This window comes from Nostoc sp. (genome assembly GCF_041747015.1).
In the GTDB taxonomy this organism is placed as follows: Bacteria; Cyanobacteriota; Cyanobacteriia; order Cyanobacteriales; family Nostocaceae; genus Nostoc.
In genome coordinates this window covers 18,495-44,679 of record NZ_JBGTFY010000098.1, presented here as the reverse complement: position 1 = coordinate 44,679, position 26,185 = coordinate 18,495, and the positions used below count along the sequence as shown (strand labels likewise).

The following is a 26,185-nucleotide window of genomic DNA, read 5'->3' as shown; positions in this document are numbered from 1 at the left end:
GGAGTGAGCATTAAAGCTGTAGCCCTTATTCTGCAAAGCTTAGAGCTTTTCTTAGTGCCATTCCTACATGGATGCAGCAGTCAATAAGTTGAGTTCTCTTGGTCAGGCGACACATAGAGAAGACATTGCCCGACTTTCTCCGTTGGGACGCAAACATATTAATATGTTGGGGCGTTATTATTTCTTGTTGGCAGAACCAATTTTAAAGGGAGAACTCCGCTCTTTGCGTGACCCTTATGCTCCTGTTGATTTTGATGATTTGTTGTAGAGTTTAGGACTTATCCCGATTTTCTGTTCTTAAGTTATGTAACATTTCTAGCCATGTATATACATGGCTAGAAATGAAGAATGACCTATCTTCAATGCTTTTATCTATGTATATACATGGCAGTGGCTGTTTTTAGTCTTTGAACTCAATTTTCTTATCCCGGTTTTCTGTTCCATTGATACTCACACCCCGTATCAAGGGAATGACTAAAGGATTCCCAGGACAAACAATTCCTGATGCTGTTGGCGAAATATTCCTTAACATTAACGACAAAGGAAGCACGATGTCTGGAAATTGATACTCACGCCCCTTAATTTTTGAAATCAACCCACACCGATTTGTCAAGCAGAAATATGCAAATAAGTTTGCATTAACTAGCTAGACTTAGCAATAAAAAAGTCAGCATAATAAAAATGTTGTAATAAAGCAACCAAACAATATAACCCATGAAAATTGAACTACAAACAAAAACAAATTTATCGCCTACCTTGATTATTTTTTTTGCTAAAAAAGATAAAATTCGGATTTTATTATGGTTGCTTGGATGTAGTTTTTTAGGAGGAGCAGTTTATATAGCACAGCATTTAGCAAGTACAAATACCGTGCGAACACAAAACCAGTTTTTGACTGCTTCAGTAGAGAAGCAGAACCTAATAATTACAGTTTCCGCTAATGGTACTATTCAACCAGAACGCACAGTTAATGTAAGTCCAAAAAATGCTGGAATTTTAAAAAGTTTATTAATAAATGAAGGTGATTTAGTAAAAAAAGGACAAATTATTGCTTATATGGATGACTCAAATCTACAAGGACAACTGATTCAATCAAAAGCGCAATTAGCTTCATCTGAGGCAAATTTGCAAAAATTGATTGCCGGAAATCGTCCTCAAGATATTATCCAAGCGGAAGCACAGTTAGAGGAAAGTGAGGCAAATATGAAAAAATTATTATCGGGAAATCGTTCTGAAGATATTGCTCAAGCCGAAGCCCTCTGGAAAAAAGCACAACTGAGTTTTAAACAAGCAGAAGATGAATTTCACCGCTATGAAGAACTATTAAAAGCCGGTGCAATATCACGACAAAATTTCAGTACTTATAAAACAAACCGCGATACAAGCATTTTACAAGTACAAGAAGCTGAACAAGCTTTAGCATTACAAAAATCTGGTACGCGCCCAGAAGATATTGAACAAGCACAGGCAAGAGTAAAGCAGTTACAACAAGCTTTAAAATTGACTCAAGTCGGAGCTAGAAAAGAAGATATTGAACAAGCACGCGCTCAAGTCAACTCTGCACAGGGTTCGCTAAAGACTACTCAAGCTCAAATTAATGATACAGTAATTCGCGCTCCATTTGATGGTTTGGTAACAAAAAAATATGCAGAACCTGGTTCATTTGTTACACCGACAACTGCTGGGGGTGGTATGGCATCAGCATTGTCTGCTTCGATTTTGTCATTAACATCAAAAAATCAAGTAGTAGTTAATTTAGCTGAATCTAACATTTCAAAAATTCGGGTTGGTCAAAAAGTCAAAATTGCTGTAGATGCCTATTCAAAAATAGTTTTTGAAGGAAGGGTGTCGCAAATTGCAAGTCAAGCAACTGTGCAACAGAATGTCACTAGTTTTGAGGTGAAAGTAGCAATTATCTCTGAGTCTGAAAAATTGTTACGTGCTGGTATGAATCTAGCAGCAGAATTCAATGTTGGTAAAGTAGAAAATGCCTTAGTCGTGCCAACTGTTGCTGTTTTTCGCCAGCAAAATAAAACTGGATTGTTTATTGTTGGGGTAGATAAAAAACCAAAATTTGTAGCTGTTGAAACTGGTGTTAGTGTAAATAATAAAACTCAGATAGTTTCTGGAATAACTGGTGATAAAAGGGTTTTGATTAGTTTTCCACCAGAGATGAAACCCAATTCTCAACCAAAAGATATGTTTCCACCCTCTCCAGAAGGTGGTTCTAAATAATTATCAATACAATACAAAAAATTCGATATTGAGGGATAACTGATGCTTTTTAATGCACGCAAAACTAATGTTTCGATTTATTATATAGAAATCTTTACAATGGCAACAGAAGCGCTGTGGAGTAATAAACTACGCACAGGGCTAACTATGTTAGGAATGATTATTGGGATTTCTTCGGTAATTGGAATTACTTCTATTGGTCAAGGTGTTCAAAAAGCTACGGAAAAAGAGATTCAATCGTTAGGAACAAATGTATTGCAAGTATTCGCTGGTGCAGCAGTTCGAGGAAATGTTAGTCAAGGACTAGGTTCGACAAGTACTTTGACTTGGGAAGACGCTAAGGAAATGGCTTTGCAAGCATCATCTGCGGAAGTTGTTTCTGCTTATTTACAGCGTCAAGGACAAGTAGTTTATGAAGAAAAAAATATCTCTACAACGATTTATGGTACTGATTTAAGCTATCCCGAAGCTAGAAATACTTATCCACAAGCAGGGAGATTTTTTAATCAAGAAGAATTGAATGGTATTAAGCAAGTAGTAGTGTTAGGCCCTACTGCTAAACGCAATCTATTCGGTGATAATAGCAACGTTATTGGTCAAATAATTAGGATTCAGGGTGAAGCTTATGAAGTGATTGGAATCATGGAGGCTAAAGGTTCTCAAGGTCCGATAGATAGAGATGATGGAGTGTATATTCCCCTCACAAGTATGTCAGCACGGGTTGTGGGTAATAATGCTTTATCCGGGATTTCAGTTAATAATATTTTAGTAAAATCTAGTAATCAAGAGCAACTTCTGGCTGCTCAGTTTCAAATTACCAATTTGTTACGTATCCGTCATAATATTTATCCACCTCAAGCTGATGATTTCCGAATTACTAACCAAGCTGATATTATTAAAACATTTAGTAGTATAGTTGCTTTGTTGACAGTTATGGTAGTGGCAATAGCCGGAATTTCTCTGGTGGTTGGTGGGATTGGAATTGCTAATATTATGCTCGTTTCGGTTGTGGAAAGAACGCGAGAAATTGGCATTCGGAAAGCTGTGGGTGCCAAAAATTCTGCGATTTTAACTCAGTTTTTGGCTGAAGCAATTATTATTTCTACTTTGGGAGGAGGAATTGGCATTGGTGGTGGAATTTTAATTGCTTTTGGTGCAGCAACAGTTTTTAAATTACCGTTTGTAATTTCAGTCTCATCAATCATTATTGCTTCGGGACTTTCCTTCGGTGTCGGTTTATTAGCTGGGGTAGTTCCTGCACGCAATGCAGCTCGATTAGATCCAATAGCAGCTTTACGCAGCGAATAATTATTACACTTCCTTGAAAAGCTACTTTTATCTTAAAATAAAGGGTTTAAGACCCCCAATCATTACACGTAGCATCATTTAACCAGTGGGATCTTGCTACATACAGTAGGGGTTTAAATAAGAGTCTGAAAATGTCTTAAATTTTGAATTTTGAATTTTGAATTTTGAATTTTGAATTGTTAATGTTCCTTGTGAGCAACTGCTCATCAGGTATTTGTCGCATTATTTTTTTCAATTAAAAATCTGAATTGTACATTTATTGTGATTAACCATCAACTAACATGATTGACCTCAAGTCTATTACAAAAAGCTATCATTTAGGAGAAGTTAATATTCCCATACTTAAAGGTATTAATTTATCTATTCAAAAAGGGGAATATGTGGCAATTATGGGTGCGTCAGGTTCGGGCAAATCTACATTAATGAATATTCTTGGCTGCTTAGATCGTCCCACGGAAGGAGAATATATTTTTGAAGATATAAATTTAAGTAGTTTGGATGATGATGATCTGGCATATATTCGCAATCAACGGATAGGTTTTGTATTCCAACAATTTAATTTATTGCCGCGTTCAACAGCTATAGAAAATATTATGTTGCCGATGGTTTATGCTAGTATTCCCCAACAAAAGCGCCGCGAAATCGCAGAAAAAGCATTGGCAAGAGTTGGATTAGCGGAACAGATGTTTAACCGTCCAAATCAACTTTCTGGAGGACAACAACAAAGAGTTGCGATTGCACGAGCATTAATCAATAAACCAGCTTTAGTTTTAGCGGATGAACCTACAGGCGCATTAGATAGTCAAACATCTCAAGAAGTGATGAATTTGCTATCAGAATTGAATCAACAGGGAATGACAATTGTGATAGTAACTCACGAACAAGATATTGCTGTTCAGACAAAACGAATTATTCGAGTGCAGGATGGTTTAATTGTGTCTTGATTTTTTCGTTCAAAACTAGGAAGATTTCTGCCCCTCTCTGCGTCGGAGATGAGTTGGGGAGAGGTTATTTACCTGAAAAACGCTGTAAAATTAACTGGCGATGTCTGACGACAAGCCGCTTCTCTTCTCTAGGAGAGGCTGCGCCAATGAGAGGCTACGCATTTAAATCAGTCTTAATATTATTTGCCAATTGTAGGGAATAGAGGTTTGCATATACTCCTCTTTGATTAAGCAATTGTGCGTGTGTGCCTTGTTCGATGATTTGTCCTTGCTGGATAACTAATACTTTGTCTGCGTTGGTGACAGTACCCAAGCGGTGCGCAATGATAAAGCTGGTGCGACCTTTGAGTATATTAGCGATCGCTTGTTGAACTAAATTCTCTGTTTGGCTGTCAATATTGCTGGTTGCTTCATCTAAAATCAAGATGCGCGGGTTGACTAAAACAGCACGGGCTATGCTAATTAACTGTTGTTGTCCTTTGCTGAGATTTACTCCACGTTCCCCTAATTGTGTTGCATAGCCGTGGGGCAAAGTCAAGATAAAGTCATGAATATTGGCAACTTTTGCAGCTGCTTCAATTTGTGATGCTGTTGCTTGGGGACTACCAAAAGCAATATTTTCGGCGACGCTACAACTAAAAATTATAGTCTCTTGTGAGACAATGCCAATTTGACGGCGCAAGCTAGCTTGGGTAACTCTTCTTACGTCTATACCATCAATTTTTACTGCGCCGTCCGATACATCATAGAATCGCGAAAGTAAACTAATTATAGTTGTTTTTCCTGCGCCGGTGGCTCCAACTAAAGCGATCGTTTGTCCTGGTTGAGCATCAAAGGCAACATTTGTCAAAACTTTTTGACTGGGTTTATACTCAAAGTCAACATGATCAAACTGTACTTTACCTTGGATTGGTGGCATTGTAATCGCATCTGTGGCATCTTGAAGATTGGCTGGTTCATCCAACAGTAAAAAAATCCTTTCTAATCCGGCTAATCCAGATTGTGCTTGAGTATAAAAGTTACTGATAAGTTGGATGGGTTGAAAAAACTGTTGGACGTAAAACAAAAATGCCGCGACTGCTCCCACTGTCATAAGATTTTTATAGACTAGAAAGCCGCCACCAGCTAATACAATAGCCAACGCAAGTGTATTAAACAAGTCTATTGTTGGTAGAAAAGCAGAGGTAATTGCTGTTGCTTGGATATTGGCATTTCGGTTGTCTACGTTAAGTTTGCGGAACTCTTCAATGTTTAATTCTGCACGGTTAAGTGCTTGTACATCCTGGATATTACTAATATTTTCTTCGAGGTTACTCGAAAGTTGAGAAATTGTTTGTCTGGTAATGCGAAACTTTGCCCTAGCTAACCGAGCAAATAAGGCAGTTGTCAATAACATGATTGGCATCATTAGGTTAGTAAGTAAACCTAATTGCAAGTTGATAGCAAGCATGAATACTGCACTTGCTAATAAACCAAAAAAGCTACCAATTACTTGTGGTAATATGGGACTAAATACTTGATTTAAGGTATTTACATCACTCAGCAGACGACTCATTAAATCACCCGCCTTACTTTTGTCAAAAAAGCTGAGAGGTAATGTTTGTAGTTTGTTCATGATGTCTTGGCGTAACTGTGCGAGTAGCTGCTGCATAAGCACACCAACTTTCACAACCAAGGTGCGATTTGATAAGAATCCAATTAAATATACTATTATTAATACAAATAGCATCCATATTAGTCCTGATAAATTGCCTGTCTTAATCAAATTATCTATTGACCAACCAGTAATTAAAGGTGCTATTGCCTGGGTAATTGAGCTAATAATAGTTAGCACTACAATGGTGGGAACATTTTTGATGTATAGGCGAAAATATTGACCCAGTCGGCTCATAACAGGGAACGGTGTGTTTACCTGAGATGTCGATGCAAAAATATTAATTGTTCTGTTCATAGATGATAATTTCATGTTAAATAATAGAGCAAAATTTTGCGCCTAGAAATTCAATTAATTTTTGATAATTGAATTTTCAATTAGCTGTGTATAAGAACCTTGTGCGACTAATTTACCTTGATCAATTATGAAAATTTGGTCAGCACTATTTACCAAACTACTAATACGTTGAGTGATAAAAATTATAGTATTTTGGCGCTGCTGCATCAGAATTTTAAATGATTCTTGAATTAATGCTCCTGTCTTAGCATCAACAGCAGAAAAACTATCATCGACAATTAGAATTTTGTAATCATTTAGCAATATACGAGCAATAGTAATTCTCTGTCTTTGTCCTCCTGATAAGCCAATTCCTCGTTCGCCAATAACAGTATTGTAACCATCAGATAGGCTAATGATAAAATCGTGAATTTGAGCAAATTTAGCTGCTTCAATTACCTTTGCAAGTGGAGCATCTGGTATTCCATAAGCGATATTTTCGCGAATCGTTCCAGAAAATAAATTTGCTTCTTGAGAAATAAGACCAATGTGAGAACGTAAACTAACTAAATTTAAAGAGCGGACATCATAATTATCAATCTTGACTATGCCATTTGTCGCATCATAAAATCGTGGTATCAATTTAGCAATTGTACTTTTACCTGTTCCTGTCATTCCTAAAATTGCTACTGTTTGTCCTGCTTGGATTTCAAAGGAAACATTATCTAAAGTATTTTCTTTTACTTCTGGGTAGCAAAAATCAACATTTTCAAAAGAAATTATTCCTTTACATCTGTTTAAGAAAATTGCATTTGGAGAATCATTAATTTTAATCTCTACATCTATGACCTCGTAAACTCTAGCTGCTGATATTGAGGCTTGAGCAACCGATTGGAATGCAAAAGTCGTCTGAAAAATAGGTTGGATAATGAATACCAAATAGGAATTAAATGCGACTAAATTTCCAATAGAAAAGCTACCGCTAATTACCTCAAATCCTCCATAACCAAAAATGACGGCTGCAAGTAAATTGCTCAATAGAAAAATGATCGGAAATGTATCTCTTAGTGCATAAATTGTCTTGATATTTGTTGAAGTAAATTCCTGGTTAGCGACACCATAACGTTTTATTTCTATTTCTTCACGCACAAAAGATTTGACTGCACGTACACCAAGTAAATTTTCTTTCAAAGCTGCATTTAGTTCCTCTAACTGCATCTGAATCCTACCAAACAAAGAAGCATTTTTCTGAAAGAAAGCACCTAGTAATCCGAAGGAAATGGGGATAATTAATAATGCTATTAGTGTCAATTTCCAATTCATTAATAGCAAGATTATCACACTACTTAATAATACGATGACTGCACCGATAATTTGTAGCAATGTTGTACTAATAAATACACGAATCTGTTCGATATCGCTACTCATGCGAGTGAGAAGTTGTGATGTGGAAGTGCGATCGTGGTAACTTAAATCGAGATGCTGGGTTTGACTAAAAAATATATTTCTGAGATCATAAATAATACTTTGAGATACCATTTCTGCAAAAAAGCTTTGTCCAAAACTGAACAATCCCCGTATCAAAGCCACTAAAACCATCAATCCGCCACAAGTTACAATCACCTGTAAGTTACTTTTGGCAATACCCGCATCAATTCCCCAGCGAATCAGTTGAGGAGTAGCAATATTAGCACCCGTCAGCATTAATAAACTAGCGATCGCTGCCAATACCATTATTGGATATTTCCGCAACATTGCTAAAATTCGTTGTAATGCCTCAATAGGCACATCAGGTTTATGTCTCATAAATAATTTTCCTTATTTATATCTGCAAAAAAGCTTTGAACTTTTTGTAACTCAGAAATCAGCGCCTCACGATTTCCTTGGATGACTAATTGCGCTAATCTGTTACTGGTATTTGCTAATCGTGCGATCGCATCTCGTCGCTCTTGTGTAGCCAGCATGATATCTGCAACCATTGACGCAGATTGAACGATTAACCGGCTAATTATATTGATTTCTTGTCTGTAAATAGGGGTAGAAAAATCTAAACTACGCCGGATATTAACATTTTCTGCTGATAAAAAGACACCTAAGTTAAGAGTTGCAAAGTGGCGGATTGCTTGCACAGCTACCATCATTTGGTCGTGTTCTTCAGGTGTAGAAAAAATTAATTTCCCACCTGCATTTTCTATCAAATCTAAAAACCATTGGAAACGTTCATTCATGCGCCCTGGACACACTACAATCTTTTGAGATGCTAGGGATGTTACCCCAGGTCCGAACATGGGATGTAAACCAATTACAGCGCCGCTATGGTGTGAGAGCATAGCCGGAAGTATAGGAATTTTGATACTGGTGATATCGGCTAAAGCTGTTGTTGGATTCAGGTATTTAGAAGCTCTACTAATTACTTCTAAGGTGCAATCAATAGGAACGCAAATTAAAACTAAATCTGCTCCATTTAGTAAATATTCTGCTTGTTCCCAATCGTAGGATTCTAAAATATTAACATGATGTCCGACAGTAAATAATTGTTGGGCAAAAAAGCGCCCCATTAAACCTTTTCCACCAATTACAGTTACTTTTCTTGGCTTGGTCGTTAATGATGATTTGTGATGAGCAAGGGTAGCTGTGCAACCCATAACAATATTTTCCCATATTGATTTGGGAACGCTAGCTTGGTTGAGGATTTCTTGGTAATTAGGTAATTTCTCTTCTACATTAGATGATTCTGCTAATGTTTTGATTCTTTTACCTAAGAGATGAATTAGTTCTTGATCAATTTGTCTAAGTTGGTGTTGCATATTTACTGGATGATTTATTGGGCTACGCTCCGCGTAGCTTGCTTCCGAGGAGGGGTATGCTAACACGCAGAGGCGCAGAAAGGATCAGGAGGTTTTGATTTATCTGTGTGCTTTGCGTCTCTGCATTTCAGGTGATTAAGAAATTTCTTCAATTGCTGTTCGCACAGGTTGTTCAAATTTTATTTTGCCCATCCCTATCGGGAAATCCCAATAGGGATGGACGGACATTAGTGCTTGACTGGGGACTTTTTTAGGTTGAGCTACAGAGTTTTTAAATGTATTTTCTGGATAGCGAAATCGAACTGATAAGGCATATTTTGATTGGCGGGCAACTTCTGGTACGAAAAGGATAAACTCATCGTCTTTTGCAGAATTTTTAGGCAGATTTGGAGAAGCTTTAACTAACTCAGGACGGAGTAAAGTTACAATAGTTCTAGCTTCATCGTGGGTTGCTCTTTGAGGACTTTGAGAACCCTTTTCTGAGATTTCATCGCCAATATTTACTGCATATTCGACTACGGAACCATCATATTCACTCAACATATCTGGGCGAATTGGTGCGCCTCCCCGAATTGAGTCATCAAAGATAAAATAGCCGTTGGCTTGCTCGCCGTTGAAACTAAATTTATGTAGGGCTGCATGGGCTGGGATATTATCAATTATTCCCTGGGTAAATAAAACTGCAATACTTAAGATGGATACAATTGCTAATTTCTTCCAGAATTTCATTATTTTTCTCATTTTTACAAAAGACGTTGCAACGCAACGTCTGTACATCTATGTTGATTAATCTGATATCTTTTCAATCTTGGTTTGTACGGGTGCTTTAACTATGGCTTTACCTAATGTTTTCGGAAAGTCTACTTTAGGGAACACTTCAATTTCAGCATTTAGGGGAATATTTGTTGGTAATTTTGTGGAACCATGAAATGCTTCTTCTGGGTATTTGAAATAACTGACAAAGGAGTAATTAGACTTTGGTTGACGCTCAAAACTGCGTATTTGTAACAGGAAAAGGTCAGCAGGTAATAGAACATTATGTTCGTCATCTTTGCCATATTGTTTGTCGTGCTGCTCTCGAATTTTTGTGAGGATTTTATCTTCTTCTCTTGGCAGAAAAACGATGGCATTACTAACTGCTCCTTGAAACAATCCTTTCTCTCCTAGATCGACTTTGTAATCGCGTCCTCCGCCATAATATTGAGTCATATATGGCGATTTTGTTTCACCTTTAGCAGCAGTATCATAAATAAAGTAACCGTTGGCTTCTTCACCAGTGAAAGTGAATTTGTATGTAGCAGCTTCAGCCCTTGTTCCTTGAAATAGGAATAGGGCGATCGCAATTGCAAATACAACGGATATTTGTTTCCAAAATTTCATAAAAATCTCGCAAATTTGATAGTTGATGGTGGATCAGATCCCCGACTTCTTCAAGAAGTCGGGGATCTCAATTAACTAGGAATGAGAATTTTTTGATTGTCTAGAGAAAGACTAAGAGAGGGAGCCGGTGGGGTTCCCAAAGCTACATCACCCCAGCGCATGACGCTAGCACCTGCGTTTGATGAGGAACCCATTGTATAAACGAGAACTAAATCGTTTTCCCGGATTTTACCTGCTTGGGCGGCGTGGTAAAGGTTAGCCACGGGGAAGGTTGGGCCAATATTGGCGTAGAGGGGATTGAGGTTAATAGTTCGTTCTGGATTAATCCCTAATGCGCGGGTGCAAACTTGGGAATACCAGGCGCTGGGTGTGTTGAATGCAAAAAAGTCAATTTGATCTAAGCTGACATTTGCAGCAGCGATCGCACCATGACAACATAGACGAATAAACTTCACCGTCGTCTCGTTAAACATCTTGCTCGCACCTTTACCCCCCCGGATGAACATTCTGATATTTCCTTGTTCATCGGTGGTAAATTCGTTATAAAAGGCTCCACAAGTAGCGGCGGTGTTGGCAATTTTAGTCCCCAAAATTCCTTGATTGGGTTGCAGTTCACCCACAATAAATGCTCCGGCTGCATCACCAGATAAGAAAGCGAGGGTATCATTCTCGTCGGTATAACGGGAGTATGTGGAGGAGACAACCACTAATACATTGCGATATTCCCCGGTTCGTACTAAAGAACAAGCTGTTTGCAGAGATACTAATACAGAGGTACAAGTTGATTCTATATTCCAGGCTGCACTTAATAATCCTAATTTACCGGCGAGAAAGGCTGCATTTCCTGGTGTGACTTGTTCGGGGAACAAGGAAGTTACGAGCATCAAATCGATATCTTCCGGCTGTAGTTTCGCTGCTTGGAGAACATCGATCGCAGCCTGATATTCTAAAGATAAAGAGGTTTCATCTAAACTAACTACTCGCCGCTCTACAGTACCGCGAAAGGGATCAGACATATAGGGGGCTACTTCTTGTGACCAGATATCTGTAGAATTATCTGTGACAAACAACCGCGCCAAGGTTTTTTCTTCAGCCTCCGCTACCATCTGGGGGAAATTCTGGCGGTAATAATCGTTAGTGCGGATGGTGCGAGGAAAATTTAGGGCGATCGCCCGAATGCCAACTGGTTGTAAAATCATGATTGTTCTCCTTTTGATTCGATTGCTCCTTGTTGGATCAGGCTGCGAATCCTACCGCCAATAGGAGCAGGTTGTGTGGGGTCTAAGTTAATGTCAACAACGAAGGGAGTAGTGGAAGCAAGAGCTTTGATTAATGCTGCTTCTAATTCCGATTCTGTGGAAACGCGGATACCGTCTGCACCCATCGCCTGAGCTAAGTTGACAAAATTTGTACTCGGTATTTCCGTATCTACGCCTTGAAATCCTTGTAAACTCATACCTTGAGCGCACATATTGTAGCGTCCGTCATTCAGTACAATCCACACTGCGGGAATGTTAAATTTAACGGCGGTGCTAACTTCGCTATTCATCAACATTGCACCGTCTCCCACAATGGCCACGGCTTTACCATTGCGTCCCCAAGCCGCCCCCACGACTCCAGTTACAGCATGACCCATCGCCCCCACACCAGTACTGATGCGGTAGCGTCCTGGTTGGGTAAAGCGGAGTCTGTTAGTCGCCCAAGCGAAGGAATTACCAGCCTCAGCTAGGATGACAGCATCACTACCTTCAACGATGATTTTTTGAATTGCATCCATCAAAACTTCCGGTCTAACTAAATTATCTGTATGAGGAGAAACTTGTTGGAACTCTGGATTGGGTAATCTGGGGAAATTAAGAGGACGGTGGGGAAAATATGGTAGCAGAGAGTTGAGAAAAGCTTTTACCTCCGATTGAATTGCAAAAGTTGGTACTGATGGATAAGCTACCCCTGGGACTTCTCGGTCTATATCCACATGGATAAAGCCACCAGAGGGAATCATCAAAGGATTCCAAAAAGAAGTAGGTTCACCTAAACGGGTTCCTAAAACTAGAATGCGCTGGGGTTGCTGTGACTGCATATATGTGAGGACAGAACCATGACCGCTAAACCCAGTAACACCGATAAATTGGGGATGATTTTCGGAAAAAATGCCCTTAGCGCGGGGTGAACACATCACCGCAGCCCCGGTGCGTTCTGCTAATTGGCGAATTTCAGCAGATGCCTCCCTTGCACCAAAACCCACCCAAATCGCAAAGGGTTCCTGGGAAAGCAACCGCACAGATTCAGCAATGACATCTTCATTGGGAACAGACGCCCCACGAGTAAATCCAAATTGCGATCGCGCCGTGGATGGTTTGGTTTGAACCGGGGTAGGAATACTGATATGGGCGACAAAACCACCAGGTTGGGATAATCCTTGCGCTAATCTACGGGAAACTTCCGGGATTTCTTCCCCAGTTTCAATGATGGTGGCGTAGTTAAATAATACTCCTGGGGTAAATATACCGGAAATTGGCATAGTGTGAGCGCTGGTTTCTTGACAAGCCCAGCGTCCGCGATTTCCGGCCGCAGTTGCAGCAGATAGTAGAATTACCTTTGCACCTTCCCCTCTGGCGGCTAGTAATCCAGTTAAGGCGTTAGTGATACCGGGGCCAGTGGTGACGAACACAACCACAGGGCGATCGCTAGCAAAGTGAGCTTCACAAGCTGCAAAAGCTGCACCCGATTCGTGGCGAAAGTGTAGTACTTGAATATTACTACGGTTGAGGGCTGCCCACAGTGGCCCAATTCCACCACCAGAAACACCAAACGCAGATTCAACCCCCATCTCTTCTAAAACTTTGACTATAGTTTCACCAACTGTGAGTTCAGTTGATGTTGATGGGGTAAGTTTTCCATTTGCGGGTGGTGAGAAAATGGAAGATCCAGATGATGTATTTGTAAGTGTTTGATGAGATGTATTCATAATTGGATTTTCCTTTGCGTCTTCTCTACGTGATGCTATGCGTAGCTTGTTTCTCCGTAGGAGTATGCGCCTACTCTACGGGTTCCGCTTGCGGTATGCGCGAAACAAAATTCATTTCATAAGCAAACCCAAAAATTATGGTTTGCGACCTGTGATGATACTCCAATAGCTAGAAGCAGGTTTAATTTCAATATCAATAAAACCTGCTTGTTTTAGCATTGTTGACAATTCATGGCCTGAATATTGCTGACCGCCTAAACTTAAAGTTGTATTTACATTGTGAGCCGCTATTGGAAAAGGGCCAGTTTTCTGATCGTTGAAAAGCATTTCATGGAGGATAATTAGCCCTCCTAGTGGTAGGTTATAGAAGCTTTTCTGAGTGAGAGACTGGCATTTTTCTGGTAGCCAATCTTGATAAACAGCACTGTAAAAATGAATATCGCCTTTGGGAAAAGAATCGTTCCACATATCAAATTTCCGTGTTGCAATTCGATTTTGTAAGCCATAGTTTGTGATAAATTCCTCAGCGATTTCGCACACAGGAGGTAAATCGAGGACAGTTGCTCGCAAATTTGGATATTTTGAAGTTGCACCAATAGAATGAGCGCCCGAACCTCCGCCAATATCCAGCAACAATTTATATTCTGATAAATCGATTAGTTCTGGCCAAACTAATGCCGCCGCCATACTTGGCCCATTCATACTAGAGATAACGCCACGGATTAATTTAACATTAGTTCCAAAGGTGATGGTACGAATTAGTTCATGATTTTTACCTAGAGATTTGTATAACGGATTACCGGGAAGATTATTACTAAATAACGACTTTTTGAAATTATCAAAAGAGGATATGTGCTGGCGATCGCGGAAGATCATCATTTCTAATAAAGCACCGAAATATGTGGGGCTACTTTCGATGAGATAGTTTTTGGCAATGGGAGTAAGTGAATAAAATTTATTTTCTAGTTCAACCAGTCCGATAGATACAAGCACTGCTAAAATGGCTTCTGCTGGACGGGGATAAATTTTTAATTCATCACAAATTTCTTCTAAAACGCGGGCTTTTTCAGAGAGGAGAGGAAACAGTTTTAGGTCATAAGCAACCAGCAGTACTTGACGACCAGTCTCGGCAAACAGCAGATCCCATAATAGACTTTCATCAGTTTCCACCTTGGGAATCTTCACAGATGTAGTTGTGTTCATAATCTTTTGGATGTGTTAAGTAAATCAATGTTTGTAGTAAGCACTAAAGTGCTTTCAACTATCTTGGCTGTGCCAGTAAACTAACATTCCTGTTAGAGGTAACAGCTAATTCTGCCTCACGCAAAAATCGTTTCATTACCTTGCCTGTAGGATTTTTAGGTAGATTATTTACAAAATTAATTGCCTGGGGAATTTTATAACTTGCTATTTGCCGAGAGCAAAATTCTATAATTTCTTGCTCTGTAATTGTGTGACCATTCTTGACGACAATATTAGCTTTGACTATCTCGCCTTTTATGGAATCAGGAACGCCATAAATAGCAACTTCAGCAACACCATAATGTTTATAAAGTACATTTTCTACCTCTGTGGGATATACCTTAAATCCAGAGACATTAATCATGTCTTTTAAACGATCAGCGATGTAAAAAAAACCCTCTTCATCCATACGACCAATATCGCCACTCCGTAACCAACCGTTTCTAATTATTTCTTGAGTTTCTTGAGGACGGTTCCAATAACCAAGCATCACATTAGGACCCTTGATTACTATTTCACCTAATTCTCCTGGTGATACTTGATAACCGTTAGTATCAACAATTTTCATTTCCACATTTTGAATTGGGACACCAATGGAACCAAACTTATATTTAAAGTTATGGTTATAGCTAGCGCAGGGTGAAGCTTCCGTTAAACCATATCCTTCGTGAATCACCTTTTTATATTTCTCTTGCCACATTTGGGCAATTTCTACAGGCATGGGAGCAGCAGCGCTAAAATAATAACGCAGACTGCTAAAATTATATTTAGAGATGTCTTGATTTATTAATCGAATAAATACAGTCGGTACTCCAAAAAACATAGTAACTTTGTATTTATCGACATTTTCCAAAACTCGCTCTAAATCAAATCTCCTTTGCAAAATAATCGTTGCACCAACATTTAAACCAGCATTGAAAATTGCATTTTGACCAAAGCAATGAAACAAAGGTACATACAACAGCAATCGATCATTTTTATTCATCCCGCAACAACGATTGTGTGCAGAGATATTAGAAATGATATTACCGTGGGAGAGAGTTGCACCTTTGGGAAAGCCAGTAGTCCCAGAAGTATAAACAATACTAGCAGGAGAGTTCCATTCCATCTCCACAGCGCGGGCTATGGGAGAAGCATTTGCAATCAAGTCCGCAAAATCTAACCCCCCATCAACCATACCCTCAGCAACGAGAATATGTTTTAAATGGGGTAAATCAGCATCTACCACCTGCGAACGACCCAATTCCGTCGTGACGATCGCCTTCGCCGCACAATCATTGAGAATGTAACTCACCTCAGGCGACTTCAGCATCACATTTAGCGAAACTGCGATCGCACCAATTTTCAAAATTCCCAAATAAGCGATCGCAAACTCCGGTATATTCGGCAAATACAACGCCACGCGATCGCCTTTACCAACACCTAATTCACGCAAAGCATTCGCTGTACAATTCACCAAACGGTCAAGTTGCTTATAGGTATAAGACTGATCTTCGTAAACTATCGCAGTCTTATTGGGATATAGCCGATAACCGCGCTCCACATGATGTGCGATATTCATAATTAGGGAATAGGGAATAGGGAATGGGAAATGGGGCATTGGGCATGGGGAATTGGGCATTGGGCATTGGGCATTGGGCATTGGGCATGGGGAATTGCTGAGATTCAAAAATCCAATCTCTCAAACTCCTCCCCTCCCCTCTGCGTTTCTGCGTCAGACAAATCCTTCTTTAAATCTCACGAAAACTCGACAAAACTCGACTAACAGCCGTAACAATTTCACCACCAGCCGCAATATCAGCCGCAATCTTACTGATATGCAAATCCAGAGCTTGCTCATTGTCATCCCATACATAGGGGCGTTCCTCAGATGGTGGTCTTCCCACCACATTCCGCACCGCCATGTATAAATCTTTCGTAGCTGCTGACAAAGTTGCACGAGCATCATAATGTCCAGCCACAGCATGAGTACGCAAGTCTACCGATTGCACTGCAAACATCAAAGCCACAGCCATATATTGTTGAAAAACTTCTACACTAGTCCGCGCTAAATTCGCCGAAGCAAACCCTTGACTATTAATATTCTGATTATATTGTTCCGCATGGGTAGGATATCTATCAGCAATAGAATTGCCATAGAAAGTTAATAGGGGCATAATCGAATTACCAGTAATTTGTAACCCCTTCAAACCCATATTTACACTACGCTGTTGATTTCCTACTAACGAAGGAGACAGTCCATTATTAAACTCTGGTGCAACTAAATAAGCGATTTGCACATCCAAATGTTTCGCCAATAGTCCAATATAATAACGCAGTTGATCCATGCCGACGCCAATATATTGTCCTAAAAAATTGCCGCCATGATAACTTGCTTGCTTCTCCACATCAATCAATGGGTTATCAGTCACAGAGTTGATTTCTACCTCAACCTGTTGAGCAATTTTCTCAATTCCATCCACAATCGGCCCCATATACTGCGCTAGACAACGCAAAGAATAACGGTCTTGAATTGGATGCTGATCTCGATAATCATGAGAACCATCTAACTCATCACGAATTAACCGCGAACCTGCTAATAATTCCAGCATTTGTGCAGCAATCCAAACTTGCCCAGAATGGGGTTTGAGTTTGTGAATAAAGGGATGAAACGATTGATTAGTACCTAATAAACCTTGAATTGCTAAAGCATGGGTAGCCACACTTAAGGCTAATAAAATTTTTGTATCTTGTACACAATTAGCCGCAATTCCTGTCATTACAGAAGTACCATTCATCATTGCTAACCCTTCTTTAGGAAGCAATTGCAATGGCTCTAAACCCAGCTTTTTAAGTGCTGTTGGCGCATCCATTTCTTCACCGTTAAAGTCTACGGTATAGCTAGAGTTTAACCCAATCAATGCTCCAGTGATATATGCTAAAGGCGTTAAATCACCACTCGCACCAATTGAACCAAATTCGCAGACATGGGGTGTGACACCAGCATTTAAAAATATCAGCATCCGCTTGATCAGTTCCAGTCGAATCCCTGATGCACCAGTAATGTGGGAATTTGCACGTAGAAGCATAGCAGCCCGGACATCAGCCACAGGTAATTTTTTTCCTGCACCTACCTTGTGATACCACATCAAATTATTTTGTAGCAAAGCCGCAGATTCAGGAGAAATCACCACATTAGCCATCCCCCCAAAACCAGTTGTCACGCCATAAATCGGGTTACCAGATGCAACCGCATGGTGAATAAAATCACAGGATGCTTGAATATTAGCTAAGGTTTCCTCTTTATCAGTTAAACGTACCTGTGTCCCATAACGGGCTACACTAATTACTTCTTCGATAGTAAGATAGCGATCGCCTACAACCACAGCGTCATTAGAACTATGCACAAAAGGAAATACATTTTGGTAGGCAGTGTTTTTATTTAAGCGAAGTGTATCCATATTGTTAAGATATTGTGACTACCTTAAGTTGTGTAATTACTTAGCAAGAAAAGCAAGGAACTAATTAGCGTTCAGTAGTTTTACTATTGCCGATGAGTTATACATTAAATGAGAAGTTAAAGTTACACAGCCACCTTTTCTGCTTGTTTGCGTGCAGTATTGATACCTAAAGAATGCACGAATGCGATCGCCCCATTGCAGAAAACTGCATACTTAACCTTGTTTATTATCCAAATGTGCAGCTTTATTAGATACTTAAGTAATCTATATGAATAGCACCCAATGACGATCAAATACGGATTACACAAGTGTTTGCAGTTTGGATTAGCAGGGTTGCTGGGCTGCTTAAGTATCAGTCTCTCCACTGGTAAAACCCAGGCACAGCAAAGTAATATCGTACCCGACAACACACTTGGCGCTGAGTCCTCTCAAGTTATAGGCAACTTTCAGGGACTACCGATTGAAGTAATTACTGGTGGTGCAACTCGCGGAATCAATCTTTTTCACAGCTTTCAAGAATTTAATATCAGTGAGGGACGTGGGGCTTATTTTTTCAGTCCTAGCACAGATATTCAGAATATTTTGGCACGGGTTACAGGTAATAACCCTTCAGAAATTTTGGGAATACTTGGCACATTTGGCAATTCTAACCCGAATTTATTTTTGATAAATCCCAATGGGATTGTGTTTGGGGAAAATGCCAGTTTAAATGTACAGGGTTCATTTGTAGGGACGACTGCAAACGGGGTTCAGTTTGGCAATCAAGGTGTTTTTAGTGCCACAAATCCCCAAACAGTGCCATTGTTGACTATTAATCCTTCGGTATTACTGTTTAATCAAATCCAAGCAAATGGTGGAATTATTAATCAATCGCAATCACCCGCAGGTACTAATCTCATCGGCGCAGATGTTACGGGTTTGCGAGTTGCTGATGGTAAAAGTTTGCTGCTTGTTGGTGGAAATATCAATATAGATGGTGGGAGTATTCGCGCTTATGGCGGAAATGTTGAGTTAGCAGGTTTGGCTGCACCGGGAAATGTGGGATTGAGTATTGCGGGTGATAATCTGGGTTTAGTTATACCTGAGAATGTGGAACGCGCTGATGTTTCGTTGAGTAATGGTGCAGAAGTTAATGTTCGCAGTGAGGGTGGCGGGAATATCAAAATTCAAGCTAGAAATGTAAACTTGGCAGGGGAAAGTAAACTAAGAGCAGGAATAGATAGAGGTTTAGGTACTCGAAGTAGTCAAGGTGGAGATATTACTATTAATGCCACAGCAGATACAACGTTAATAGATGAAAGTTTCATCGCTAATGTCGTGCAAGAAAGAGCATTTGGTAATGCTGGCGATATCAATATTACGACTGGGACATTGACATTACGCGATGGTGGACAAATCAATGCTAATCTCTTTGGAGAAGGTAATGCAGGAAATATAAATATCAATGCTCAAGGTGATATCAGTTTTCGTAACTCAACAGGGGAACTTAACGGAATTTTTTCCGGGGTAGCTGAGGGTACAATAGATAATGGTGGGAACGTTACTATCAATACTAGATCCTTGGAAATAAACGATGGTTCACAAATTCAAGTTAGCACTGAAGGAAAAGGTAATTCTGGTAATATCATCATTAATGCTCGTAATAATATTTTGTTAGATGGTAGTAACGGTAATAGATTTAGCCGGATTATTAATAATGTGCAATCCACTGCTGAAGGTAACGCAGGTAATATTGAAATCACGACAGGTACGCTAAAAGCTACTAATGGAGCTTTTATTGGTAGCAATATCTTTGGCAAAGGAAATGCTGGAAATATCAGCATTAATGCCCTTGATAATATAGTCTTCGATAGTAATAGTGATGTTAGTAGTCAGGTGCTTAATGGGGGGGTAGGTAACGGAGGAAATATTTATCTTAAAACGGGTTCACTGTCATTAACTAACGGCGGTCAAGTATCAACAAATGTCTTAGGACAAGGCAATGCCGGAAATATTACAATAGAAGCCTCTGAAAATGTTAAGTTAGATGGCTTTTTCGTGGACGTGGATTCTAATCGGTTTAGTGGTTTACAAAGCAACTTACTCATTGGAGGTGTTGGTAAAGCAGGAAATATTCAAGTTACAACAAGCTCACTTTCTATTACTAATGGTGCCAGAATATCTAGCACTGCTGCTGGAGTTGGAAATGCAGGAAATATCACTATTAATACCCGCGATAATATGGCAATTTCAGGTTTTGGAGGTAGGGAAAAAATTGGCAGTCTAGTATCAACTGAAGGTATTCAAAACGGGATAAGTAATGGTGGTGATATTCGCATCACTGCAAGTAATTTACTACTGAAAGATGGCGGACAATTAAGAGCTATCAACGGCGGACAAGGAAATGCAGGTAATATCTTTCTTGATGTTGGTAATACTATTACTTTTGATGGAATTGGCGGTAATGGTTTGCCCAGTAGTGCAGATACACGAGCATTCGATGGTAACGGCGGAAATATTCAAATTGAAACAGGATCGCTGTTTTTAACAAACGGTGGTGCCATATCTTCTCCATTTACCGGAGTAAGAGGTAATAGTGGAAATATCACCATTAATGCTCGTGATAGCGTCAGAATTGATGGTGTAGTTAAAGGTGTAACTTTTAGTACTGGTCAAATTCTTGATGTACGTAGCAATATAGCTAGTTCCTTGCTGAATGGTGAAGGTAAAGGAGGTGACATCGAAATAACAACCGGGTCATTTTCCCTTACCAACGGTGCAGACATTTTTGGAGCCACAAATGGACAGGGAAATGGAGGCAATATTACCATCAACGCCCGCGATACAGTTTCTGTCACCAACGGTGCAACCATTTCTGGAGCCACAAATGGACAGGGAAATGGAGGCAATATCACCATCAATGCCGGCGATACAGTAACTATTGATGGTGGAGAAAATGGTTTATTTACTTCCGTAGGCACTAGTGCGCTAAACAATAGCGTGGGTAACGCTGGGGATATCCGTATCAACGCCAGAGAATTATTTCTAAAAAATGGTGCTATACTCGATGCTTTTAGTAGTGGCCAAGGGAATGGTGGTAATATCTTTATCGATACACGCAATGCTGTAATTATCGATGGTATTAGTAGCAATAAAACGACTGGCGTTTTAACTATTTTGGGCGCTGGAGGTGTTGGCAAAGGTGGGGATATCCAAATTACAACCAACTCTTTAACACTAAGTAATGGTGGACTACTTATTGCTACCAGTTTTGGCAAAGGTAATGCAGGTGACATTATAGTTAATGCTGGCAATGCTATTGGCATTGATAGTGTCGGTAGTAATGGAAGTTCAAGCGGTGTTTTTACTACCTTAGAAGGTAACTCTGAAGGTAAGGGAGGCAATATTAACCTAACAACAGGTTCTTTATTTTTAACCAAAGGTGGAACAGTCAATGCTAGTACTTTTTCTATAGGTGATGGGGGTAATATCACCATTAATGCACGCGATCGCATTTTAATTGATGGTGTTAGCACCACAGGTTTTTCTAGCGGTGTTTTTAGTGCAGTCAATTCAACATCTGTTGGCAATGGAGGTGATATTAACCTGACAGCAGGCTCTTTATTTTTAACCAACGGTGGAGCAGTAAGTACCAGCAGTGTGGGACAAGGGAAAGCCGGAGATATTAATATTAATTCTGGTTCCACAACACTTGATAATCAAGGATTTATTGCAGCAATAACCAACTCTGATGATGGTGGAAATATCAATTTAACTGTTAATGACCTTTTACTATTGCGTGGCGATAGCGTAATTTCAACCACCGCAGGTAGAGCGCAATCAGGTGGCAATGGTGGTAACATCAAAATCAAATCAAAATTTATCGTCGCTATCCCCAAAGAAAACAGCGACATTAGCGCCAATGCCTTCACAGGAACAGGTGGAAACGTCGAAATTAACTCGCAAGGTGTCTTCGGTATCGAAAAGCGTCCAAAGCCAACCGAAAAAAGTGATATTACCGCCAGTTCCGAATTAGGCGTTTCAGGTGTGGTTAACATTAACGTATCCGATACCAGTTCTATTCAAAACAGCTTTACTGAATTATCCCCAGTCATCGATACTAATGCACTCATCGCCAATAGTTGCATTTCACGCGGCACTAAACGACAAGAAAATTCTTTTACTATTACAGGTTCTGGCGCTTTGACTACTAATCGTCCTGGCGATGTTTTGGTTTCTAACTACACAACTGGTGAGGTGAGAAGTGTAGAAACTTCATCCCGTCCCTGGAAGAAAGGCGACCCAATTATCGAACCCCAAGGATTATATCAGCTGAATAATGGACAGTTGCTATTGAGCCGAGAATGTTCTAATTAATTTTATGGATTTAGATCCCCGACTTTTTGAAGAAAGGCGGAAGTTGCTACAGACAAGGCAAAACAGAGAAATTTCTCTGTATACCCAGAGTTTTACCTCCTATTGCCCCGATGTATTCTCAAATACTGAACAAAGACTCAAATCCCCGACTTTTTGAAGAAGTCGGGGATTTAAACCTAGCAATTTTCACAAATCAAAACATTACACCCCTGTTTGCTAAAATCAAAACAAACTATAAAAATCCTACTAATGGTAGCCATCCCCCAGCAACCGCTAAAAATGACCATTGAGGAATATTTTGCCTGGGAACTCCAGCAAGAACTTCGTTACGAATATGTCAATGGCGAAGTTTTTGCGATGACAGGTGGGACAATTCCCCACAATGACATTGCACTTAATTTTTATAGGGCTTTATACCCACATTTACGTGCTAGAGGTTGCCGAGTGAATGTGTCGGATGTCAAAGTGCAAGTCACTCCTCAAAGTCCCTATTACTATCCTGATGTTATCGTCAGTTGCGACCCTCAAGACCTGAATGCCCGCAAATTTATTCAAAACCCGACAATTATTGCCGAAGTTCTCTCCCCTAGTACAAGCGGGAAAGATAGGGGCGAAAAATTCACCAATTACCTGAAAATTCCCTCTTTACAAGAATATTTATTGATAGATTCCCAAACAATCTCCGTCGAACGCTACTGTCGAGGAGAGGGTAGAATGTGGCTTTATTATCCCTACACTGAGGGAGATATTATTACCTTACCCAGCATTGAATTTGAGTTGGCGATCGCACTATTCTATGAAGGTGTTATTGTTGAACCAGAATAATAGCTGTATTTATAGTGCAATACAACGAACATAAATAATGCTTTTTTGCTCTTTGTTTTAAGCTTGTCCTGATTTATTAGATATAAATACCGTGAAACTCATAATGCTCGTATTTTTGAGTAATTCTCTTTGCTCAAAATTACTACATTTAAGCTCTTTTTTTTGTTAAATTGCCCAATTTTTGAGAGCAGTTGGCTTTTTGACACTTATCGAAAATTTGGCATTATAGCCTGTGGGCTTATCTGAAGTGTATTGAATTTTGTTTGACTGCTAATCACCAAATTTGTCAAATGACAATACAGTTTTCTGTAATCTTTAATACCAGATGCTGCACCTGTCGGTGGTAAGTCCTGCATCTTGATCAGCATAAACGGTGAAGGAATAATTTTTACGTTTTTTGTATTCTGTAATATGTAAGCAAAAAAGCTGAACAGCAAAACAATTCAACAATTTGTCATTAGGAGAAAAATTATGTTCAAAAGAATGATTACATCCTTAGTAGCATCTGTAGGTTTATTCACCCTAAATGCTAACCCTGTATTAGCAGAAAGAGCAACTAGTTTTAGAGTATCTAATACCAGTTATCCATCAACTTGTAATATTGTGTTCGGAGATCAAAGATATAGTTGTACTTCTACTGTGGTAGGTGCTTTTGATAATGCTAGTGCCAATATTAAGTTATGCTCACCAAGCTATTGTTTCCTCCTCATTTTGAATCCTACCCAACTAGTTAATGCTTCCAGTGGGGAATATTTCTATGTTGACCAAATGTCATGGCAAGAAGGTAATTATATCACTCGCACATGGAATGTATCTCTAACCTGTGGGCTGAGTTCAGGAATAGGATGTGTGGGAACATCAGAAGATGGTAGTGCGATCGCTCTGTATACAGAGTAGTCTTTTACTTAATCCATTGTAATTTTTTGCTTTGATGCTAACAGGAACAGGTGAAAAAGTCGAAATAAACTCACAAGGTATTTATTGTTAAAATGGCTGATATCGTACTAAAAAATTAAAGCCATTATCTTGTAGTGAATTACCGCGATCGCTTGTTCCTATTAATGGTATACCGTAATCTGCACGCAGTACTAAACCGTTAAAAGGTTGCCAATTCAAAGCTAATCCCAGACTAGCAAGAGTTTGTGAGTCTGGATTACTACCGCGATTATTCCAAACTGTACCGATGTCAAAAAATGGTATTAGTTGTAGTGTCTCCAAATTTGATGCTAGGGGAATGCGAACTTCTACACCGCCAACTACCCCATTGTCAGCTACAAGTTGATTTTGACCATAACCTCGCACTGTGTCTACTCCCCCAATGCTAATTTTTTCTAGCGAAAGTAAGGAATCAGGCGTAAGTTGAGTGTTAACTTTGGCTAGCATCAAGATGCGGGGAGATAGCCGTTGCACCCATTGAAATTGTCCCACCCAGGAGAAAAAACGCCCATCAGTACCAGTATCGTTGACGGTAGCATCTATTGCACCTATCCCAAAACTAAATTGTGATCGCGCCGCTAAGACACTGTTAGTATCACGTTGTAACCAATCTTGAAAAAAGCGGATTACCGTAACTCTTGATTCCCCATCTTCAGGCCCTTCAGTAAAGGAGAAGGGAATATCATTGAGGATGTAAGTTTGACTGCGCCGTAAATCAAATGCTAAACCTACAGCAAATTCGTTGTTTGGCGTGTGAGTTAAGGGTTGACGGACGTTAAAAGAAAGGGTTTCGGCTTCGCTGCGGATATTTAAATCACGAAATTTGCTTTCAATAATACTGTTATCACTATTGCTGTAGCGGACACTAATAGTTCCATCTAGGGCGTTAAAGGGAATAGAGTAACTGATATTGTAAATGCCTAACCCTTCAGTGATGCCATATTCAGCACTGAATTTATCTCCAAATCCTGATATATTATCGTGAGCAACAAAAACACTTGCTTGTTCTGAACCAACGCTAGTTGATTGGTTATTTGCAAAGACTACCCCAACGTGAAATGGTGGTGATTCGATAACTGTCACCTGTAAAATATTGCTACCTGGGGTGCTACCTGCGGTTAACTCAGCATTTACTCGTTCAATTATAGGGTCAAGTTGTAATAATTGTAGCGCTTCTTCGAGACGTTTTTGGTTTAAAGGCTTACCCGCAAGCCGTTCAATTCTAGAACGCACATATACAGGTTCCAATCTTTTTAACCCTAAAATTGAAATGCCTTCAAGTTCGCCTTCTACAACTTGGATTTGCACGACACCACTAGCAACATTTTGATTGTTGGGAAGAAATGCACCACTGGTGATATAGCCATTTTTAACATAAAGTTCAGTGATTTGCGATCGCAGTTGCAATAATTGCTCAAATGTGACGTTTTGATTTTCTAAAGGCTGTTTTAACTTGATGATTTCAGCTTTTAAAACAGAATAGCCTGTAACTTGGATTTCTTTGACAAAGAAACTTTCACCACTGGGAAAGGTTGTATCGGGGAGATTTTCTTGTGGGGGTGATGGGAGTATGGGAACAGTTGGTGTTGGTGTAGGAACAGTAGTTGGCGTTGGAGATGGCTGAGGAATAGTTTCTTCTACTTTTGCTGGAATATTGGGGGGAATAGTTACTCCAGATGGGGGTGTCGATTGTGCAGATACTGGGATGGGAGTAATGCTGATGCAGGAAAATAATATGAAAAAAAGTTTTTGAAACGGTAGATAGGAACTCATTATTGATCTATGATTTGTTAGGAGTAGTAACTAAAATAGTT

General features: G+C 39.6%; 17 protein-coding genes and 1 pseudogene. 7 read left to right on the top strand and 11 right to left on the bottom strand.

All coding sequences use genetic code 11. The features are described from left to right. Positions 1-64: 64 nt before the first annotated feature. From ACEW80_RS07515 to ACEW80_RS07500, 4 genes and pseudogenes are all read left to right on the top strand, one after another. A pseudogene (locus tag ACEW80_RS07515) lies at positions 65-268 on the top strand (Tn3 family transposase); the annotation flags it as partial. A gap of 446 nt (positions 269-714) precedes the next feature. Beyond that, on the top strand, positions 715-2,235 hold the full coding sequence (locus ACEW80_RS07510) for an efflux RND transporter periplasmic adaptor subunit (protein WP_373525997.1): 1,521 nt from the start codon (positions 715-717) through the stop codon (positions 2,233-2,235). Between the two features lie 42 nt (positions 2,236-2,277). Beyond that, entirely contained in the window at positions 2,278-3,543 is a 1,266-nt protein-coding gene (locus ACEW80_RS07505) for an ABC transporter permease (RefSeq protein ID WP_373525996.1), read from the top strand. Positions 3,544-3,824: 281 nt separating this feature from the next. Beyond that, positions 3,825-4,487 carry an ABC transporter ATP-binding protein gene (locus tag ACEW80_RS07500; protein WP_373525995.1) on the top strand — a complete coding sequence of 221 codons (663 nt, stop codon included), beginning with the start codon at positions 3,825-3,827 and terminating at the stop codon, positions 4,485-4,487. Between the two features lie 154 nt (positions 4,488-4,641). Here ACEW80_RS07500 and ACEW80_RS07495 read toward each other — a convergent pair whose 3' ends face one another. From ACEW80_RS07495 to hutH, 10 genes are all read right to left on the bottom strand, one after another. Beyond that, on the bottom strand, positions 4,642-6,438 hold the full coding sequence (locus ACEW80_RS07495) for an ABC transporter ATP-binding protein (RefSeq protein ID WP_373525994.1): 1,797 nt from the start codon (positions 6,436-6,438) through the stop codon (positions 4,642-4,644). A 54-nt stretch (positions 6,439-6,492) separates the two neighbouring features. Next, positions 6,493-8,223, bottom strand: coding sequence for an ABC transporter ATP-binding protein (locus tag ACEW80_RS07490; protein ID WP_373525993.1), 1,731 nt, complete (start codon positions 8,221-8,223; stop codon positions 6,493-6,495). Beyond that, positions 8,220-9,224: a bifunctional chorismate mutase/prephenate dehydrogenase gene (tyrA, locus tag ACEW80_RS07485; protein WP_373525992.1), complete on the bottom strand. Its 1,005-nt coding sequence runs from the start codon at positions 9,222-9,224 to the stop codon at positions 8,220-8,222. The genes ACEW80_RS07490 and tyrA overlap by 4 nt, the downstream gene beginning before the upstream one ends. 135 nt (positions 9,225-9,359) lie before the next feature. Next, on the bottom strand, positions 9,360-9,953 hold the full coding sequence (locus ACEW80_RS07480; RefSeq protein ID WP_373525991.1) for a hypothetical protein: 594 nt from the start codon (positions 9,951-9,953) through the stop codon (positions 9,360-9,362). 57 nt (positions 9,954-10,010) lie between these two features. Next, complete coding sequence (locus ACEW80_RS07475) at positions 10,011-10,604, bottom strand: hypothetical protein (RefSeq protein WP_373525990.1); 594 nt, start codon at positions 10,602-10,604, stop codon at positions 10,011-10,013. Between the two features lie 71 nt (positions 10,605-10,675). After that, complete coding sequence (locus ACEW80_RS07470) at positions 10,676-11,803, bottom strand: 3-oxoacyl-ACP synthase III family protein (protein WP_373525989.1); 1,128 nt, start codon at positions 11,801-11,803, stop codon at positions 10,676-10,678. Continuing rightward, complete coding sequence (locus ACEW80_RS07465; protein WP_373525988.1) at positions 11,800-13,572, bottom strand: thiamine pyrophosphate-dependent enzyme; 1,773 nt, start codon at positions 13,570-13,572, stop codon at positions 11,800-11,802. The genes ACEW80_RS07470 and ACEW80_RS07465 overlap by 4 nt, the downstream gene beginning before the upstream one ends. Positions 13,573-13,707: 135 nt before the next feature. Further along, a complete protein-coding gene (locus ACEW80_RS07460) occupies positions 13,708-14,775 on the bottom strand; it encodes a methyltransferase (protein ID WP_373525987.1) in 1,068 nt (355 codons plus the stop codon). 58 nt (positions 14,776-14,833) lie between these two features. Then, positions 14,834-16,483 carry a class I adenylate-forming enzyme family protein gene (locus ACEW80_RS07455; RefSeq protein WP_373525986.1) on the bottom strand — a complete coding sequence of 550 codons (1,650 nt, stop codon included), beginning with the start codon at positions 16,481-16,483 and terminating at the stop codon, positions 14,834-14,836. Between the two features lie 61 nt (positions 16,484-16,544). Next, positions 16,545-18,254 carry a histidine ammonia-lyase gene (gene hutH / locus ACEW80_RS07450; RefSeq protein ID WP_373525985.1) on the bottom strand — a complete coding sequence of 570 codons (1,710 nt, stop codon included), beginning with the start codon at positions 18,252-18,254 and terminating at the stop codon, positions 16,545-16,547. Between the two features lie 282 nt (positions 18,255-18,536). On the opposite strand from hutH, the gene ACEW80_RS07445 reads away from it, so the two are divergent. From ACEW80_RS07445 to ACEW80_RS07435, 3 genes are all read left to right on the top strand, one after another. Next, on the top strand, positions 18,537-22,610 hold the full coding sequence (locus ACEW80_RS07445; protein ID WP_373525984.1) for a beta strand repeat-containing protein: 4,074 nt from the start codon (positions 18,537-18,539) through the stop codon (positions 22,608-22,610). A 249-nt stretch (positions 22,611-22,859) separates the two neighbouring features. Continuing rightward, the gene (locus ACEW80_RS07440) at positions 22,860-23,435 is read left to right on the top strand and encodes a Uma2 family endonuclease (RefSeq protein ID WP_373525983.1); all 576 of its coding nucleotides are present in this window, start codon (positions 22,860-22,862) and stop codon (positions 23,433-23,435) included. A 471-nt stretch (positions 23,436-23,906) separates the two neighbouring features. Beyond that, on the top strand, positions 23,907-24,332 hold the full coding sequence (locus ACEW80_RS07435) for a hypothetical protein (RefSeq protein ID WP_373525982.1): 426 nt from the start codon (positions 23,907-23,909) through the stop codon (positions 24,330-24,332). Between the two features lie 87 nt (positions 24,333-24,419). On the opposite strand, the gene ACEW80_RS07430 is transcribed toward ACEW80_RS07435, so the two are convergent. After that, positions 24,420-26,144: a ShlB/FhaC/HecB family hemolysin secretion/activation protein gene (locus tag ACEW80_RS07430; RefSeq protein ID WP_373525981.1), complete on the bottom strand. Its 1,725-nt coding sequence runs from the start codon at positions 26,142-26,144 to the stop codon at positions 24,420-24,422. Positions 26,145-26,185 lie beyond the last annotated feature (41 nt).

Bases quoted from the DNA above. Each gene is read 5' to 3' on its own strand.
- ACEW80_RS07510 (WP_373525997.1), top strand. From the start codon at position 715: ATGAAAATTGAACTACAAACAAAAACAAATTTATCGCCTACCTTGATT.
- ACEW80_RS07505 (WP_373525996.1), top strand. From the start codon at position 2,278: ATGCTTTTTAATGCACGCAAAACTAATGTTTCGATTTATTATATAGAA.
- ACEW80_RS07500 (WP_373525995.1), top strand. From the start codon at position 3,825: ATGATTGACCTCAAGTCTATTACAAAAAGCTATCATTTAGGAGAAGTT.
- ACEW80_RS07495 (WP_373525994.1), bottom strand. From the start codon at position 6,438: ATGAACAGAACAATTAATATTTTTGCATCGACATCTCAGGTAAACACA.
- ACEW80_RS07490 (WP_373525993.1), bottom strand. From the start codon at position 8,223: ATGAGACATAAACCTGATGTGCCTATTGAGGCATTACAACGAATTTTA.
- tyrA (WP_373525992.1), bottom strand. From the start codon at position 9,224: ATGCAACACCAACTTAGACAAATTGATCAAGAACTAATTCATCTCTTA.
- ACEW80_RS07480 (WP_373525991.1), bottom strand. From the start codon at position 9,953: ATGAAATTCTGGAAGAAATTAGCAATTGTATCCATCTTAAGTATTGCA.
- ACEW80_RS07475 (WP_373525990.1), bottom strand. From the start codon at position 10,604: ATGAAATTTTGGAAACAAATATCCGTTGTATTTGCAATTGCGATCGCC.
- ACEW80_RS07470 (WP_373525989.1), bottom strand. From the start codon at position 11,803: ATGATTTTACAACCAGTTGGCATTCGGGCGATCGCCCTAAATTTTCCT.
- ACEW80_RS07465 (WP_373525988.1), bottom strand. From the start codon at position 13,572: ATGAATACATCTCATCAAACACTTACAAATACATCATCTGGATCTTCC.
- ACEW80_RS07460 (WP_373525987.1), bottom strand. From the start codon at position 14,775: ATGAACACAACTACATCTGTGAAGATTCCCAAGGTGGAAACTGATGAA.
- hutH (WP_373525985.1), bottom strand. From the start codon at position 18,254: ATGGATACACTTCGCTTAAATAAAAACACTGCCTACCAAAATGTATTT.
- ACEW80_RS07445 (WP_373525984.1), top strand. From the start codon at position 18,537: ATGACGATCAAATACGGATTACACAAGTGTTTGCAGTTTGGATTAGCA.
- ACEW80_RS07440 (WP_373525983.1), top strand. From the start codon at position 22,860: ATGGTAGCCATCCCCCAGCAACCGCTAAAAATGACCATTGAGGAATAT.
- ACEW80_RS07435 (WP_373525982.1), top strand. From the start codon at position 23,907: ATGTTCAAAAGAATGATTACATCCTTAGTAGCATCTGTAGGTTTATTC.
- ACEW80_RS07430 (WP_373525981.1), bottom strand. From the start codon at position 26,144: ATGAGTTCCTATCTACCGTTTCAAAAACTTTTTTTCATATTATTTTCC.